The organism is Perlabentimonas gracilis (assembly GCF_011174675.1).
In the GTDB taxonomy this organism is placed as follows: domain Bacteria; phylum Bacteroidota; class Bacteroidia; order Bacteroidales; family Tenuifilaceae; genus Perlabentimonas; species Perlabentimonas gracilis.
Genome location: NZ_JAANIG010000011.1, coordinates 23363 through 40101 on the forward strand (window position 1 = coordinate 23363; position 16739 = coordinate 40101).

Sequence of the window (16739 nt, forward strand, 5' to 3'; positions counted from 1 at the left end):
CTTGCAAACGGTAAGTACAGATAGACGATACATTATAACGGGGATTATAGTTCTGATCTTCCTGATCATTATAGTTCGCCTTTTCCATTTGCAGGTTATTGAGCGTTCGTACCGAATGTCGGCAAGCAACAACGTGTTGCGATATATTACTCAGTATCCTGCTCGTGGTTTGCTGTACGATCGCAATGGTGAACTGCTGGTTCACAACAAGGCTGCTTACGACCTAATGGTTGTCCCTCGGCAGGTAACCCCTTTCGATACCACTGAGTTTTGCAACATTCTTGATATTCCGCGTGAACAGCTTGAGAACAGCCTGCGCGAAGCCCGTAAACATTCATCATTCCGCCCCTCCCCCCTGATAAAACAACTTTCAGCCGAGAGCTACGCGGTGCTTCAGGAAAAACTCTTCAAATACCCAGGGTTTTATGTTCAGCCTCGTACCCTTAGGGCTTACCCCCGTGATGTGGCAGCTCACCTGTTGGGTTACGTTGGCGAAGTTGATGAGCGAATAATTAATAACAACCCCTACTACCGCATGGGCGACTACATTGGCATCAGCGGACTTGAACGAACCTACGAGGAGGAGCTAAGAGGCAAGAAGGGGGTAAACGTGTACCTAGTTGATGTTCACAACAGGATAAAGGGCTCGTATGCCGATGGAAGATACGATACCACTGCTGTTTTGGGTAAGGATATAACTACAACAATTGATGTTTTCCTACAAGAGTACGGCGAGCAGCTGATGCAGAATAAGATTGGCGGAATAGTTGCGCTTGAACCATCAACAGGAGAGGTGCTGGCCATGGTGTCGAGCCCTACATACGATCCCGATTTGCTGGTAGGTCGACCTCGTACATCAAACTTTAGAATGCTCGAAAGGGATACTCTTAAGCCGCTATTTAACAGAGCCCTTATGGCGATGTACCCTCCGGGTTCCACTTTTAAAATAGTTAATGCGCTAATTGGTTTGCAGGAGGGTGTGGTGATGCCCCAAACCAAGTATAGTTGCGATGGGGCATATAGAGTTGGCAGGGGAGTTGGGTGTAGGCACCATGTTTCGCCAACCGATCTTATACAATCCATTCAAGTGTCATGCAACACATACTACTGCCACGTGTTCCGCAATATTATCGACAAACCAAGTCTCGGAGGGGTTGAGCAGGGTTTTACCGTTTGGAAAAACCATGTTGAGTCGTTTGGGTTTGGCAAACGTCTAAATATCGACCAGCCCAATGAGTTGGCAGGTATTGTGCCAAGTATAGAGTTTTACGATAGGTACTTTCGGAAGGGTGGCTGGAGTTCCCTTACAATCCTCTCTCTTGCCATTGGGCAGGGTGAACTGGGTACTACACCATTGCAAATGGCTAATATGACAGCAGCCATAGCAAACCATGGGTATTTTTACACCCCTCATTTGCTAAAGGGTATAGCAGGCGAGGAACTTAAGCAACCTCGGTTTACCATACCACAGTACACTACGGTTGACTCGCTTTGGTTTAACTATGTGATTGATGGAATGGATATGGCGGTAAACGGAGGGCCTGGAAGTACTGCACGTGTGGCAGCCATACCTGGGATAACGGTTTGCGGTAAAACAGGAACATCTCAGAACCCACACGGTAATGATCACTCGGTTTTTGTGGCATTTGCTCCAAAGGATGATCCCCAGATTGCTATTGCCGTGTATGTAGAGAATGCCGGATTTGGGTCCACATGGGCTGCTCCCATTGCTAGCCTGATGATTGAGAAGTACCTAACTGGCGAGGTTAAGCGAACTTGGCTTGAGCAGCGAATGCTTAATGCCGTATTACTCGATAGAAGTGAGAAGAAGCAGTAATATATTCAAGTGGCTCGATTGGCCTACAGTGCTAATCTATCTGGCTCTAATGTTTTTGGGTTGGATAAATATCTATGCAGCTGTGTTTGCTGAGGATCATGCAAGTATCTTCGATGTTAGCCAGCGCTACGGCATGCAGCTAATTTGGATTGCTGCGGCGTTACTTATTGCAATTACTGTACTGGCCATTGATGCCAGGTTTTACCTGGTATTTGCAAATTACTTCTACGCGCTAATTCTTTTGGTGCTTGTGTTTGTCATATTCTTTGGTGTGGAGGTTAACGCATCCAAGTCGTGGATTCAACTTGGGGGGATCCGGATTCAACCAGCTGAATTTGCCAAGTTTGCCACGGTATTGGCCTTGGCAAAGTACATGAGTTCCTATGGTTTTAAGCTTAACTCCTTTAAGGCATATTTGAATTCGGTTCTAATTGTTTTGGTGCCAGTAGTATTGATTCTGCTTCAAAATGATGCTGGAACCGCTATGGTTTTTGCTTCGCTGGTATTTGTTTTTTATCGGGAGGGTATGCCTCACTGGGTGCTGGCTTTTTTTGCCTTTTTTGTTGCGTTGTTTATCCTAGAGCTCATATTTGATAGGCTATTGATACTAGTGGGAGTAATCGTACTAACCATTGTGCTTTTTGCGGCCATCGGGAAACGGCTTAAGGATACGCTTCGGTTTGCCTTTGGCCTTTTCGGGATGATTGCATTACTTTTTGGTACTTCCGAATTTCTTGACCTAAATATCTCGCCATATTACATAGTGCTTATCCCTGTTGCCATAACCATTCCTGTTGCAATAGTTTACGCATACTTGAATAAGGTTAAGTACGTTTTCTTCTTGCTATTCTTTCTTATAAGTAGTACTGCTTTTAGTTTTAGCGTCGACTACATATTTCATAATGTGCTAGATCATCATCATCGCGATAGAATTAACGATTTGCTTGGCATTGAGTCCGATCCACTGGGTTGGGGGTACAACGTTAACCAATCGAAGATTGCTATCGGCTCTGGCGGATTTTCGGGTAAAGGTTTTCTGCAAGGCACCCAAACCAAGTTCAACTTTGTGCCTGAGCAGAGTACCGACTTTATTTTTTGCACTGTGGGAGAGGAGTGGGGGTTTGTTGGGACAACATTTGTGGTTATCCTATTTGTATCGCTCTTGCTGAGGCTTGTGAAAATGGCCGAGAGGCAAAAGGAAGCCTTCTCGAGAATTTATGGCTATGGGGTGATCTCAATTCTTTTCTTCCATATAGCAATTAATATTGCCATGACAATTGGCCTATTCCCCGTAATTGGTATCCCGCTTCCGTTTTTCAGCTATGGGGGGTCTTCGTTGTGGTCATTCACCATTCTTCTCTTCATTTTCCTTAAGCTCGATAGCTCCCGCTTGGACTAACTCCTCTTTCCAACCTGCTGGAACGATGTTGTAATCAACCTTAACAAAATCGATCAGATCTGGGAAGAAGATCAGGAACTGGTCGCGAATGTATGAGTAGTGGTAGTTAAGCGTTTCAATAGCGAACTTGGTCTCGTCGGGGAGAGACGTAACTCTGCTCATAATTTGTAATGCACTTTCAACCCCCTCAACCTTATGGTAGCTGTAAAGCCTGTCGGTTTGAATTAGCAGGGGCAGTAGGTTCCGTACCGATTTGGGTAACTCTCTGTATCGGAGGGCCATTTGGTAGTAAAATTTTCGGGTAAATCCCCTAAGTGGGTATGGGGAGAATGTTCCCCAGTATCGCGCCAGAAAGTGGTCAAAAAACACATCAACCACAACTCCTGCATACTTTCTATACCCTTGTCGGAACAGCTGCCGTACCTCAAATGTGGCGGGGTGAGTATCGGTGTAAAAATCTATAGCACGATGCAAAAATATCCCTTTTTGCACACCATCGGGGTAGCGTCCGAGGGAGCGTCCCTTAACGAAATCTCCAATAAGGTTGCCCATCCTTATGTCTACATTGTCTCCCGATAGATATAAATGGGCTAAAAAATTCATGCTGAGCTACGTTAAAGGGTTCCTAATTTCACAAATGGTTTGGGATGATAGTAAAATTTAAGCAAATATCAGTCCAAAGTTTGCTTTCCATTTATCATCAAAACAAAAAAACACCCGAGCTGGTTTACTCGGGTGCTTTTTTATAGATGAGAGCTATTAGTATATTTCCACATCGTAGGGTAATCGGGCTTGTACGCCTCTGTTCTCCATTATGCTTTGTATGCGGCTGTACTGCTTGTAGGCAAAGCCAAACTCCTTTTCGAAAATTTTCATCTTGGCCGAACCGGTAAGTTCCTTTAGCAAGGCCTGGAATGGATCTTCCTGCTTGGGCAGTTCTGTTATCCTGTATTGCTCCAATTCAGCTCTCTCAGCAGCAATTTCGATGGCTCTTTCAAGTCCGCCAAACTCGTCAATTAGCTTAATGTCTAGGGCGTTAACTCCGCTCCATACGCGCCCCTGTCCAATCTCATCAACCTGCTCCACGGTTAGTTCCCTTCCATCGGCAACGTGTCCAATAAATGTGGTGTAAACGTCCTCAATTCCAAGCTGAATAACAGCTCTTTCCTGGGCTGTAAGCGGACGGAATAGCGAACCAAGGTCTGAGCTCTTATTGGTTTTTACAACATCAATGTTAATCCCAAGCTTCTTGTTCATAACTTGCTGAATATTTGGAATCATGCCAAATACGCCAATTGACCCGGTAATGGTAGTCGGGTTAGCAATAATTACATCGGCAGGGGCTGCAATGTAGTACCCCCCAGATGCCGCCACATCGCCCATTGATACGATTACTGGTTTCACCTCACGGGCAAGGCTCATCTCGCGCCAAATTAGTTCAGATGCTAGTGCACTGCCGCCGGGAGAGTTAACCCTAAGCACGATGGCTTTTATTGAGCTGTCGCGACGCGCCTCGCGAATGGCTCTGGCAAATCCTTCGCCACCAATTCCCCCTTCGGTTTGCTCGCCCATAGAAATCTCGCCAGAAGCATATACCACGGCAATCTTATCTTTAATTAGGCCTTTTTGCTTGCGGGGAGCAGGTACTTTGGCGTACTGCTCAATGCTAACGGAGTTAATATCCTTCTTGGGTTTGGTGTCTGTTAGCTCCTTCAGCATATCAATCACCTCATCTTTGTATAACAGGCTATCTATCATATTATGCTCAAGGGCTGCCTTAGCATTTCTGATGGTTAGGTTGTCGGCCCATTGGTTAAGGTCTTTCACCTCAAGTCCACGCTCCTTGGCAATACCTTCAACCCAGTGATCCCATATTGAGCCAAGGTAGGTCATGGTTTGCTCGCGATTTTCTGGGCTCATCTTATCGCTCATAAATGGTTCAACTGCCGATTTAAACTTACCATGGCGGAGTATTTGTGCTTCAACTCCAAGTTTTTCGAGAGCATTCTTAAAAAACATAATCTCGCTACGGAGTCCTACCCAGTCGATAGCTCCCTCGGGGTTTAGCATAACCTTGTCGGCTACCGAAGCAAAGTAGTAGCTGTTTTGGCTATACACGTTGCTGTAGCTAATAATAAACTTACCCGACTCCTTGAACTTGATTAGCGCATTGCGAATCTCTTCCACTGTAGCTGTCCCTGCGGGTATACTCTCGTTCTCAATGTAGATGCCTTTGATTTTTGGATCGTCGGCAGCATTTTTAATCGCCTTAAGGATATCGTTAAGGCCAATGGTGGTAACGGGTTTCATCGACATAAAGTCGAAATTTGCCATCGGGTTATTGCTCCCCCTGTCGGCAATCTCCTTGTTTAGTTTTAAAACTAGTAGGGAGTTTTCCTTAACGTCAATTGGTTTGTCCGATTTCGACATCATGGCGCCAATAACGCCAAGGAAGATGAAGAAAGCAAGAAGTGAGGTGATTAGAACACCCACTACTGTAGCAAGTAAATACTTAAAGAAATCTTTCATATCGTCAGATTGGGTTAGGTTAATTTCTCTTGAAAATCGAAATAAAAGTATAAAAAATGTTGCACACTTGGCTTGATTTAATTGATATTTTAGCAAACTTTGCAGTTTCTTTTTAATATAGAAGGCTATGGCAGATGTTTTAAGGTTGAACGAGGGTTGGCACCAAGCGTTTTTGTGCATTGGCGGTAACCTTGGCGATAGAGAGGATTTTCTTAAAAAATCCATTGAGCTTATCGAGAGTGAGGTTGGAGTTGTTTTGTCGAAATCGGATGTGTTCGAGTCGGAGGCATGGGGTTTTGAGCATAACACCCCATTTCTTAATCAGGTGCTTGAGGTGAAAACTACCCTATCGGCCCTTTGCTTGCTAGATGTTTGCCATAAAATTGAGGCGACCTTAGGACGCGATAGGTATACCACAGCCGAAAGTTACTCGGCTCGTACTGCTGATATAGACATTCTGTTTTACGATGAGTGCATATACACGCTACCACCTCTAATTGTACCCCATCCTAAGCTGCATGAGCGCAGGTTTGTACTTGAGCCGCTGGCTCAGATTGCACCTGAACTGATTCACCCCCTGCAATGCAAAACCATTAAGATGCTTAAGGATGAGTGCAACGACGAAGGTAGAGTTTGGCTTTTCCAAAATGTTGTAAGTCCATCGGGGTATTAATACCGATTCCCATAATAGAATTCAAAACGGAGCCTTGGGGAGGGGCTCCGTTTTTATTTGATAATTTTTTTTGAATTGGGCTTATAGTTCAAGGATTCTTCGGCTAATTTCACTGCCCTCAACTTTAAGCTTCACAATATATGCACCTGGGTTTAGGCTTATATCTTTGGCCGAGAATTGGTAGTGCTTATCTCCAGCAGTTTCGGATCCATTATACAGTACCCTTACCAATTTTCCTGTTACATCGTAAACCGAAAGATTAACTTGCGTGTCGGTTGTAAGGTTAAACCTTATGTTTACAAAATCATGGTAGGGGTTGGGGTAGGTCTCAAGGGAAGTGAGCGCCTCGTTACGATCAATGTTTAATGGGTTTGTAGCATCGCTCAGGGCAATGGGGTTGTATGCGGCTTGGTTCGATGTGAACGATCGGCCATCCTGATATAACGTGTTGGATTGTATTAGAACAAGAATTGGAAAGCGATGCCCATTTACATACCACCTATAGGTAATGGTCTCGATGTTGTAGCTCCTATTGTTAAGAATCTGCTCATACTTTTTTACTTCTTTTACCCTAAGTGCGTTCTCGTACACCATATTGCCTGGCAGCATTAAGGTTCCGTGTGCATCGCCTTCAACTGTATAGGTTCCTGAGATATCTCCAAGCTGTTTTTGTGCCGAGAAGTAGGTGGCGTTAAACGAACCGTTGTAGGCACTTCCATACCTAAATGGGTAGCTCATTTTCACAAATGGCTTATCGTAAAGAATGTATGTATTGCCATTGGCAGACATAAATCCATGCTGCTCAATTGCTTTTTTTGTAGACTTAAAGAAGAAGCTGTTGCCAAACTCCTCCAGTCTAGCGTTCGATTCGGTGAAAATCCCCGATCCCTTTGATGTTGTGGGGTTGTCGAGAATGCCCACAAAATCATTGTTGAGTTTTAATTCGCGAAAATCCCATACCACATTCTTACCAGCAGCACCGGGCTCAACGAATGTGGTTATTTTCATTTCGTTTATATGCTCGGCAACCAAACCATGGGTTTCGTAGCGTAGCACAGTTTGTGCATTTATTGCAATCGATAATGCTACGCAGACTAAGGTTAGGTAAAGTTTTTTCATAATTGTTCAGTTTTGGGTTTCGAACATAAATATACATTACATTTTGCTCAAATTCAATAAGGCTAGTTGTTTAAAAACTTGCTCTTTTAGCTATAACTCTTGTTACGAAAATGAAAACTAAACAATACCCTATGGCCAATGTTGATGCTTGGAGCAATGGCATGGTCTCGGATATTAACCCTATGTCCTGGAGTGGATTAGTTGACCCTTGGGTTACCTGAAGCATATCGCCCATTGATATGCCAATAAAATCGGGCATAGGGGTTAGGTTGGCAATTACTTTGGCTGGCATAAACTTAACAGCCATATCGGGAATTATGGCTCTGATTATTGGCTCAATTGGGAAAAAGTAAAGGATAAACGATACTATGGAAAGTGCAGTGTTTTTGAATAGAAAGCCAAACAGCATTGCCAGCAGCATGTAGCCCAGCGATTGAAGGAATAGTACTGGTAGGAACCCTAACCCTTGGATAAAGTTTCCCATGTTAAGCCCCGAGGTTTTAACCATCCCCATAACCAATCCGCAGGCAAATACCAGTAGCATGGTGTAAATGGCAATTGATGCAAAAATAAATACCTTGCCGAGTAGTAGTTCTCCTCGCGAAAGGCCATCGATCAGCTGCTTACGAAATGTTTTGTAATGGAACTCGTTTGTTACCAGAATAATGGCCAGAATTCCTAACAGAAGATTGAACCAGCTGGCTATCCAAGCTAGCGTATTCCATACGTGCGGAAACTGGAGGATTTTCTCGATGTAAACTCCTTGTATATTAATTCGCAAACTTCCTGCAATTAGGATAACTGCAAGGAAAAGGGAGGCGTGCAGAATTATGATTGTCCTAAATGCTGGAGAGTACAGCGTTTTTATCTTTTCAATTTTAACGATTGATTTCATAGTGAATTTGGAGTTTAATCCTCATGTTCCTTCCTGATTAGCTCTAAAAACTGTGTTTCAAGGGTAGTCTTGTGCTCCATAATTCCGCTTGGCGGAACGCCCATGCTTACTAACCTAGCATTTACTTGTGCCGGCTTAATGGTTTCCGATAACGATACCGTTATGCTGTCGGGCTTTTTGTCAACAATTTCCACCTCCGAAATGCTGTTGAGTGCGGTTGTCAGCATTTCCATGTCATCGGCAAAAATGGAGATGGTTTGCTTCTGAGTAAGCAGTTCGGCAACGCTCCCTTTGCTAATGATGTTGCCCTCCTTTAGAATCACAACATGGCTGCAAACCTTCTCCACTTCATCGAGGATATGGCTGGCCAGAATTATCGTTTTGCCCCTCTGCGATTGCTCAGTAATTATTCGGCGCACATCGGCAATCCCTTCGGGGTCGAGCCCATTGGTGGGTTCATCGAGTACAAGTACCTCTGGGTCGCCCAGTAGCGCGCTGGCTAGGGCAAGCCGCTGCTTCATGCCTAGCGACAGGGTGTAATACTTCGATTGGCTTCGGGTTAATAAACCAACCACTTGTAGCACGCTATCGATATCGTGAGCTCCGTTGCCCCGGGCAAGCGCAACCAGCTCAAGGTTTTGTTTTAGGTTTAGGTATGGGTAAAAGTAAGGAACTTCAATTAGCGATCCTATCCTTTTGTTGGCCGTAAGGCCTGCGGCTAGGTTAAACCACGAGAAGGTTCCTTGCGATGGGTGCCTTATACCAAGAATTGTAGATAGGGTTGTGGTCTTTCCGCTCCCATTGGGGCCAAGTATGCCCACAACTTGTCCTTTTGCCACCTCAAACGAAATGTTCTCGATTGCTTTTGTGCTACCGAACCATTTGCTTAGGCCACTTACTGTAAGAATATTTTCCACAGGCTATTTATGTTATGGTTGCTCAAATGCTAACTTTTTGAATGTAATATTATGAAAAAAAACTATACCATACCCAACAAAAAAGGCCAAGGATTCAACCTCGGCCTTCGCTATAGATCTTCTAATCCCTTAGTTTCCTAGTTCTGAAATAAACTTGATACGAACCAGCCTGATCTCCTCCTCGGTAAAATCCTCTTCGCCCAGGTAGTCCATCGCCTCTTCGATTGACTCGGTCTCGGCCTCCTCCTTAAAGTAATCGTATATTTCATCCACCTTCTCCTCGTCGATGGTGCTTTGTATGTAATAGTCGATGTTGATTCGGGTACCCGAGTTAACAATGGCTTCAATTTCGGTGATAAGTTCTGCGAGTTCCAGGTTTTTGGCCTGCGCAATATCCTCGAGATCCATCTTTCGGTCGATACTCTGGATGATGAATACCTTTAGCAGCGACTTGTTGGCTACGGATTTAACCACCATATCTTGAGGTCTGATAATCTCCTTGTCCTCAACATAGGTCTTTATCAGATCAATAAATTCCTTTCCATAGCGCTTGGCCTTGCCTGCTCCTACTCCCGTTATATTTTGTAGCTCTTCAATGCTGATGGGGTACTGTATGGCCATATCCTCTAGCGAGGGATCTTGGAAAACAACGAATGGGGGAAGGTTCTTTTTCTTCGCAATCTTTTTCCGAAGATCCTTTAGCATCGACATAAGCTCCTCATCACAAGATCCGCTTTTGCTCGCCTGTCCAACGGTAACATCGTCTTCGTCGGATTCTTCGTACTCATGATCCTGTGTAAACATAAAATCGTAAGGCTGCTTAAGGTACTCTTTCCCTTTTTCGGTGATAAGCAGTAGCCCGTAATTCTCAATATCCTTTTCGATGAATTTGGCCACCAGAGCTTGCCTTATTATCGCATTCCAAAACTTTACATCCTTCTCGCTGCCCTCACCAAACATCTCGAGTTTATTGTGCTTGTACGATTTGATGGCTGTGGTTAAGTTACCACAAAGGATGTTGGCCACGTGCTCGGCCTTAAATTTTTCCTTAACGGCTAGTACGGTTTCGAGCAGTAGCTGAAGATACTCCTTACCCTCGAACTGCGTTTTGGGGTGCAGGCAGTTGTCGCATGCGCTGCAGTTGGGGTCGTGGTACTCCTCGCCAAAGTAGTGCAAAAGCATTTTTCTGCGGCAAACTGATGATTCGGCATACGAAACTGTTTCGAGCAAAAGCTGCTTGCCAATTTCTTGCTCAGCAACAGGCTTGCCCTGCATAAACTTTTCTAACTTTTGAATATCCTTGTAGCTGTAGAAGGTGATACACTTTCCCTCGCCTCCATCGCGGCCGGCACGGCCAGTCTCCTGGTAGTATCCCTCAAGGCTTTTGGGTATGTCGTAGTGAATAACAAACCTAACGTCGGGCTTGTCAATACCCATACCAAAAGCTATGGTTGCCACAATAACATCCACATCTTCCATCAGGAACTTATCCTGATTACCGCTTCGGGTGTTCGAGTCCATACCAGCGTGGTAGGGCAATGCTTTTATCCCGTTAACTTTAAGCGTTTCGGCAATCTCCTCAACTTTTTTGCGGCTAAGGCAGTAAATGATTCCCGACTTGCCAGGGTTATTCTTAATGAACTTGATGATTTCGCGGGTGGTATTCACCTTGGGCCGAACCTCGTAGTATAGATTTGATCTATTGAATGATGACTTGAATACGTTAGCATCAAGCATGGTTAGGTTCTTCTGAATATCGTGCTGCACCTTTGGGGTGGCTGTGGCCGTAAGGGCAATGATTGGGGCTGTGCCAATTTCGTTGATGATAGGCCTAATTCGTCTGTATTCAGGACGGAAATCGTGTCCCCACTCCGAGATACAGTGTGCCTCATCGATGGCGTAGAATGAAATCTTAACCTGTTTAAGGAATTGGATGTTCTCCTCCTTGGTGAGCGACTCAGGTGCTACGTATAGCATCTTGGTTTTACCGCTGAGCATATCCTGCTTAACTCGCTGAATCTGCGTTTTATTTAGCGATGAGTTAAGGAAGTGCGCAACACCGTCCTCCATGCTAAAGCCCCTCATGGCATCAACCTGATTCTTCATGAGCGCGATAAGGGGAGATATGATAATGGCAGTACCCTCGCTGATAAGAGCCGGTAGCTGGTAGCAAAGCGATTTGCCACCACCCGTTGGCATAAGCACAAAGGTATCGTTGCCAGCAAGTACATTCCTAATAATGACCTCCTGGTTGCCTTTAAAGCTGCTAAACCCAAAGTATTTCTTTAGGTGTTCCGATAGGGATATTTCTGATTTAAGGTTCACGCTTGACATTCCTCACTAAAATTTATCTTTTCCAGTGTCCAAAAATTCTGTATATCAGTTATTGTATAAATTCAACTATTTTTGCTTTTTTAAAATTAACGGTTTTTTCAATAAAAGATTTAGCCGTTGGTGTAAAGTTTTGTTAATGGGTATAAAAATATTAATAAATTTCCTGAATTCTATGCGTGTTGATATATATCATCAAGTTGCTTAACGGTTGTATTTCTGGGTGAAATATATGGCTTTTTACCTTGAGCTATATTTGTAGATGTTCAATAGTTTATGAGTTTGCTGTATTGTAGTGTAATGCGCGGGATGTAAGGTTAAATCTAATATTTGGTTATGGGGAACAAGGTTGATGGTAATGAAATGAGTTTTTTAGACCACCTTGAAGAATTGAGATGGGTTTTGGTAAGGTCGGTTGCGGCCATTTTGGTTGGAGCAATAGTGGCCTTTATCTTTTCCGATTTTATTTTCGATAGGCTTATCTTCCTGCCCAAAACCCCTGAGTTCTTCACAAATCGTATGCTTTGCCTTTTGGCTGAGAGGTTAAACTCTCCGGTGCTTTGCATCAACTCCACGCCTCTAAGTATTATAAACATAAATATGGCGGGACAGTTCAATACGCACATTATGGTGTCGGTGTATATGGGTATTGTTTTGGCATTTCCTTTCATGGTATTCCAATTCTGGAAATTTGTACGCCCTGCCCTTTACGATGTGGAAAGGAAAAAGAGTCGTGGTGTGGTTTTCTATATCTCGCTCCTGTTTATTGTGGGGGTGCTATTCGGATACTTCATTATTTCACCTCTTACCATCCACTTCCTAGGGGGTTATAGCGTATCGGGCGAGGTTACCAATCAGATTAACTTGGGCTCGTACATTGGCTCCGTGGCCTCGGTTACCTTGGCTACCGGAATACTGTTTGAGCTACCAATCCTTGTGGTTTTTCTCACCAAGGCTGGCATTGTAACACCCATGTTCTTACGCAAGTATCGCAAGCATACCTTTGTGGTTATTATGTCGGTGGCTGCGGTAATCACCCCTCCCGATATTTTGAGCCTACTACTTGTTACGTTCCCCCTTTGGCTACTTTTTGAGGCCAGCATTGGCCTCTCGGCACGGTTGTATAGGCGGAAGCTAAAGGGGGAGGGGCAGTAGTCGCTTTTTTTTGATGTTTTGCATATCAGCTGTTTGTTGCAGTAAATTAACCGATTACAAATCACTAAATCTTACCTAATGAAAAGCGTTGGTCAAGTAATCATTATGCTAGCTCTGTTTACCTCGTGCTCACCGCAAACCAAGCAGCAATATCTAAAGCAGTACAAAGAGTTTGTTGATGAGGTAACGGACAATGCAAGGCACTACACCGAGGCCGATTGGCAGCAGACCAACGAGAGGTACTCACTTTTCAACAACCAGTACTACAGTAGGTTTAAAGATGAGCTAACCCTTGAGGATAAGCTGCAAGTGACTGGCTATAGGATGCAGTTTAACGCAGCCAAAGCTGGTGTTGAGATCGATAGGTTTTATCAACAGTACCTTAAAAATGATTTGGATAACCTAAGGGAAAACCTGAAGCACTACGTTGAAAATCAAATGGAGGATGATGTTGCACGGGTTCTCGATGAGGCCAAGCGAATTAGCAACGAGCTGTACCGCGAGCTTAAAAAGCTGGTAGATGAGCTAAGGGAGGAGCGTAAGTGAGTCGAGCCCTTTTGAAACGAATTGTGCCTTTAACCCTTTGGGTTGCATCGGTTGGGAGTTACATCATGGGTTTGTATATGCCCTTAATGGTTACCCGCTCCCAAATACTTGGCTTTACCATTAAAAGACAGGAGGTGGGGCTATTCGATTCCATTAAGCTGTTCTGCAATGGCAATGAGCTGGCGTTAGCCATCGTAATTTTTGCGTTTACCATTGTGCTGCCCATTGCCAAGTATATCGAGCTTTTATATCGAATTTCGGTGCACACGCATACACCAAGCCACTACTCTAGGGTGCTGCAGGCATTGGATAAGTGGAGCATGCTCGATGTGTTTGTGGTGGCGTTACTTATAATGAACTTTAAGCTAAACTCGTCGATAATAGTAATGGAACTCATGGGTGGCACAACGTACTTGGCTATCTCCATTGTGCTACGGATGGGTGTTTCGCTAAGCTGGGATTATCTGAATAGGATGGGTGAGCACAGCTAGCTTGGCTGCTTAACTCTGTCGCCCACCTGCTGCATCAACCAAAGCGGGGTAGATGTTGCTCCGCAAACACCAACCGACTGAACACCCAAGAACCACTCCTCATCAACCTCCTGAGGTGAACTTACAAAATGTGTTCTATCATTTATCGACTTACACACCTCGCAAAGCATCTTACCGTTGGAGCTGTTCTTGCCGCTTACAAAAAGGATTACATCGTGCTTTTTAGAAAACTCCATTAGCTCCTTTTTCCTGTTGGCCACTTGGCCACATATGGAGTTGTGTGCTTTCAACGGGAGGTTCGCATGTAGCCTTTTGGAAATCTCTTGCGAGATGGCTTGGTACTCATCGGCGCTTTTGGTGGTTTGGGCAAACAGCTCTACGGGCTTTGAAAAGTCGAGGGAATCAACCTCGCTGATACTTTCAATAACAATGGCATTGCCATTGGTTTGCCCTACAAGGCCAACCACCTCGGCATGACCCTTCTTGCCATAAATTACAATCTGCCCGCCAATGGCGTTCATACGCTCCCACCCCTCTCGAACCTTCGTTTGCAGCTTAAGCACCACGGGGCATGAAGCATCAATTAGCTTGATGTTGTTCTTCAGCGCTTTTTGGTATGTTTCTGGTGGCTCGCCGTGTGCTCTGAGAAGCACTTTTTTGCCCTCAAGCTTATCCAAATCGTTATGCGAAATGGTGATTAGCCCCCTTGCTTTTAGGCGCTCCTCCTCCTCGCTGTTGTGCACTATCTGTCCGAGGCAGTAGAGCTTATCATCATTATCAAGCTCGTGCTCGGCTTGCGAGATGGCGTTAACAACCCCAAAGCAAAAGCCCGAGTGGCTATCAATTTCAACCTTTATGTTCGAGTTATTGCTCATCACCTAGTATGCTTATTGTGGTTAAACAGCCTTCGGGAACTTAATGTTTATCTTTTGGTAATATGGTTGTACAATTTTTGGAACCACTCCATTTGCTGCTCTACGGTCATGTTGGAGTTGTCGAGTACAATGGCATCGTTAGCTTGGCGTAGGGGTGCAACCTCCCTGTTGCGGTCAATGTGGTCGCGCTGTTCAATGTTCTCTAGCACCTCCTCAAGTGTGGCATTCTGCCCTTTGCTCTCCATTTCCTTTAGCCTTCGCTTGGCTCTAATCACAGGGTCGGCAGTCATGAATATTTTGAGCTCTGCATCGGGAAATACCACTGTTCCAATATCGCGGCCATCCATAACAATTCCCTTTTGCTTGCCCATCTCCTGCTGCTGCTGGGTCATTTTGCTCCGTACCATAGCAATTGCCGAAACAGGGCTCACCAAGTTCGACACCTCAAGGGTTCTAATCTCATTCTCTACAACCTCGTTGTTAAGGGTGGTTAACCAACCTGTACCCGATTGGTTGGGAACAAACCCCACTTTTAGGCTATGAAGTAGTTCGGGCAGCCTGTCCTCGTCAACTCCACTGTCGTTAGCAACTCCAGCCCTAATGCAGGCTAGGGTAACGGCTCGGTACATTGCTCCACTGTCAATGTAGATATAGTTTAAGCGTTGGGCAATTGCCTTGGCGTAAGTGCTTTTTCCACACGATGAGTAGCCATCGATGGCTATGGTAATCTTCTTGTCTTTCACAAAAAAATGGTTTAATTTTCCTCGAATGGTATGCAAAGGTAGCTTAAAAGTTTGGAGTTGCGGCTATGGATTTTTCCTTACGAAAAAGTCGTCGAGGTTGGTGCTGATGGAGAAATGGTTAGATGCACCAGCAAGGTGGTATGTGGCACGGCTGTAGTTGATATGAAACTTGTTGAGCTTAATGCCAACTCCCCAGCTAAATCCAACGGTCGATAGGCGTTGCTCAACTTTAAGTTCGTTTCGCCGCTGGAAATTGTATCCGCCCCTAAGGTAAAAGTTGGTAATTGGAACAAACTCAACGCCAAGTATAAGGTGGCTCACAAACTCACTGCCAAACCGCTCCATTAGCGATGGGCTTCTTTGCTCCTCCCCATCGAAGATTGTGGTTGTGTTGTTAGGGCGAGAGTAATACAGCTTAGATGTTTGTATCTGCTGGAGGGTGGCCACAAATCGGAATGGAGCATGGCGAAGCTTTTGGCTAAACCCCGCTACCAGTTCAAAGGGTAGACTTTCCCAAGTGTTGGGGGTGTATGGTTTAAGCATAGTGCCAATGTTGCGAGCCACAACGCCGGCCGAAAATAGCTGCTCGCTGTTGGTGTACGATATGCCAATGTCAGCACAAATTCCAAAGGAGTTGTACCTCTCCAAATGCGAGTATATGGGTTTCAAGTTTACTCCAACTGTAAATAGGCTATCGAACGAGTACGAATAGATAAGGTTGATGAGCATATCGTAGCCTGTAAACTTGCCGGTTATCGCACCGGTTGCATCGGCTTCAATAAAATCGCCATAGCTTACGTGTTGGAGCGATAGCCCCACATTTCCAATCCCTTCGATATTTTTGAAGTACGAAACAAAACCATACTTTATATCAGCAAAGTAGCTTACATAGGAAAGCGATAGGTTGTTGTGCAAATCATCTGAAAGGTGAGCTGGATTGGTGTTCACAATGCCGGGGTCGGCCTCGTCGAGGGCAACTACCTTGCTGCCCAAAGCTGCACTTCGTGGGGTGATGGGTAGGTTGAGGAAACCATACACTCCTTGCCCACCAACTTGACCCAGCGCTAGGGTCGATGTGGTCGATAGGATTATAAGGTATACTGTTCGAACTAGGCTGCTCAATGTAATATGATGAATTTTGAAAGGCGTAATTTACCAACAAAACTAATAATTGTAGCATTTATTGCAGCGTTAAAAAGTTCTGTTAGTTCGTTTGGTTTAAGTTTTTA

Annotated in this window: 15 protein-coding genes; 6 read left to right on the top strand and 9 right to left on the bottom strand. The window is 44.7% G+C overall.

Annotated features, from left to right (window positions below; all coding sequences use genetic code 11):
* Window position 1 precedes the first annotated feature (1 nt).
* Together mrdA and rodA are read left to right on the top strand one after the other, a co-directional pair.
* Entirely contained in the window at window positions 2-1837 is a 1836-nt protein-coding gene (gene mrdA, locus G8O23_RS06830; RefSeq protein ID WP_166363098.1) for a penicillin-binding protein 2, read from the top strand.
* Entirely contained in the window at window positions 1821-3236 is a 1416-nt protein-coding gene (gene rodA / locus G8O23_RS06835; RefSeq protein WP_317168996.1) for a rod shape-determining protein RodA, read from the top strand. Before mrdA ends, rodA begins: the two co-directional genes overlap by 17 nt.
* Here rodA and G8O23_RS06840 read toward each other — a convergent pair.
* Together G8O23_RS06840 and sppA are read right to left on the bottom strand one after the other, a co-directional pair.
* Entirely contained in the window at window positions 3180-3839 is a 660-nt protein-coding gene (locus G8O23_RS06840) for an acyl carrier protein phosphodiesterase (RefSeq protein ID WP_166363102.1), read from the bottom strand. The genes rodA and G8O23_RS06840 overlap by 57 nt on opposite strands.
* A gap of 156 nt (window positions 3840-3995) precedes the next feature.
* Window positions 3996-5765 carry a signal peptide peptidase SppA gene (gene sppA / locus G8O23_RS06845; protein WP_166363104.1) on the bottom strand — a complete coding sequence of 590 codons (1770 nt, stop codon included), beginning with the start codon at window positions 5763-5765 and terminating at the stop codon, window positions 3996-3998.
* Between the two features lie 127 nt (window positions 5766-5892).
* On the opposite strand from sppA, the gene folK reads away from it, so the two are divergent.
* The gene (gene folK / locus G8O23_RS06850) at window positions 5893-6438 is read left to right on the top strand and encodes a 2-amino-4-hydroxy-6-hydroxymethyldihydropteridine diphosphokinase (RefSeq protein WP_166363106.1); all 546 of its coding nucleotides are present in this window, start codon (window positions 5893-5895) and stop codon (window positions 6436-6438) included.
* 81 nt (window positions 6439-6519) lie between these two features.
* On the opposite strand, the gene G8O23_RS06855 is transcribed toward folK, so the two are convergent.
* The 4 genes from G8O23_RS06855 to recQ form a co-directional block, all read right to left on the bottom strand.
* The gene (locus G8O23_RS06855; RefSeq protein ID WP_166363108.1) at window positions 6520-7557 is read right to left on the bottom strand and encodes a T9SS type A sorting domain-containing protein; all 1038 of its coding nucleotides are present in this window, start codon (window positions 7555-7557) and stop codon (window positions 6520-6522) included.
* Window positions 7558-7627: 70 nt separating this feature from the next.
* Entirely contained in the window at window positions 7628-8452 is an 825-nt protein-coding gene (locus tag G8O23_RS06860) for a hypothetical protein (RefSeq protein WP_166363110.1), read from the bottom strand.
* Window positions 8453-8466: 14 nt separating this feature from the next.
* Window positions 8467-9369, bottom strand: a complete 903-nt coding sequence (locus G8O23_RS17535; protein WP_166363112.1) for an ABC transporter ATP-binding protein — start codon at window positions 9367-9369, stop codon at window positions 8467-8469.
* Window positions 9370-9498: 129 nt separating this feature from the next.
* Window positions 9499-11703: a DNA helicase RecQ gene (gene recQ, locus G8O23_RS06870; protein WP_166363114.1), complete on the bottom strand. Its 2205-nt coding sequence runs from the start codon at window positions 11701-11703 to the stop codon at window positions 9499-9501.
* A 333-nt stretch (window positions 11704-12036) separates the two neighbouring features.
* Here recQ and tatC point away from each other — a divergent pair, with 333 nt between their 5' ends.
* The 3 genes from tatC (at window position 12037) to G8O23_RS06885 (ending at window position 13892) form a co-directional block, all read left to right on the top strand.
* Window positions 12037-12855, top strand: coding sequence for a twin-arginine translocase subunit TatC (tatC, locus tag G8O23_RS06875; RefSeq protein ID WP_166363116.1), 819 nt, complete (start codon window positions 12037-12039; stop codon window positions 12853-12855).
* A 78-nt stretch (window positions 12856-12933) separates the two neighbouring features.
* Window positions 12934-13401 carry a DUF6565 domain-containing protein gene (locus G8O23_RS06880; protein ID WP_166363118.1) on the top strand — a complete coding sequence of 156 codons (468 nt, stop codon included), beginning with the start codon at window positions 12934-12936 and terminating at the stop codon, window positions 13399-13401.
* An 11-nt stretch (window positions 13402-13412) separates the two neighbouring features.
* The gene (locus G8O23_RS06885) at window positions 13413-13892 is read left to right on the top strand and encodes a paraquat-inducible protein A (RefSeq protein ID WP_166363120.1); all 480 of its coding nucleotides are present in this window, start codon (window positions 13413-13415) and stop codon (window positions 13890-13892) included.
* Here G8O23_RS06885 and G8O23_RS06890 read toward each other — a convergent pair.
* From G8O23_RS06890 to porQ, 3 genes are all read right to left on the bottom strand, one after another.
* Window positions 13889-14767, bottom strand: a complete 879-nt coding sequence (locus tag G8O23_RS06890) for a 4-hydroxy-3-methylbut-2-enyl diphosphate reductase (RefSeq protein ID WP_166363122.1) — start codon at window positions 14765-14767, stop codon at window positions 13889-13891. The two genes, G8O23_RS06885 and G8O23_RS06890, sit on opposite strands and share 4 nt — an antisense overlap.
* Window positions 14768-14814: 47 nt before the next feature.
* Window positions 14815-15510, bottom strand: a complete 696-nt coding sequence (gene cmk / locus G8O23_RS06895; RefSeq protein ID WP_166363124.1) for a (d)CMP kinase — start codon at window positions 15508-15510, stop codon at window positions 14815-14817.
* A 63-nt stretch (window positions 15511-15573) separates the two neighbouring features.
* Window positions 15574-16632, bottom strand: coding sequence for a type IX secretion system protein PorQ (gene porQ, locus G8O23_RS06900; RefSeq protein WP_166363126.1), 1059 nt, complete (start codon window positions 16630-16632; stop codon window positions 15574-15576).
* Window positions 16633-16739: the final 107 nt, after the last annotated feature.

Bases quoted from the DNA above. Each gene is read 5' to 3' on its own strand.
- G8O23_RS06880 (WP_166363118.1), top strand. From the start codon at position 12,934: ATGAAAAGCGTTGGTCAAGTAATCATTATGCTAGCTCTGTTTACCTCG.
- folK (WP_166363106.1), top strand. From the start codon at position 5,893: ATGGCAGATGTTTTAAGGTTGAACGAGGGTTGGCACCAAGCGTTTTTG.
- G8O23_RS06840 (WP_166363102.1), bottom strand. From the start codon at position 3,839: ATGAATTTTTTAGCCCATTTATATCTATCGGGAGACAATGTAGACATA.
- G8O23_RS06860 (WP_166363110.1), bottom strand. From the start codon at position 8,452: ATGAAATCAATCGTTAAAATTGAAAAGATAAAAACGCTGTACTCTCCA.
- recQ (WP_166363114.1), bottom strand. From the start codon at position 11,703: ATGTCAAGCGTGAACCTTAAATCAGAAATATCCCTATCGGAACACCTA.
- tatC (WP_166363116.1), top strand. From the start codon at position 12,037: ATGGGGAACAAGGTTGATGGTAATGAAATGAGTTTTTTAGACCACCTT.
- G8O23_RS06855 (WP_166363108.1), bottom strand. From the start codon at position 7,557: ATGAAAAAACTTTACCTAACCTTAGTCTGCGTAGCATTATCGATTGCA.
- G8O23_RS06890 (WP_166363122.1), bottom strand. From the start codon at position 14,767: ATGAGCAATAACTCGAACATAAAGGTTGAAATTGATAGCCACTCGGGC.
- sppA (WP_166363104.1), bottom strand. From the start codon at position 5,765: ATGAAAGATTTCTTTAAGTATTTACTTGCTACAGTAGTGGGTGTTCTA.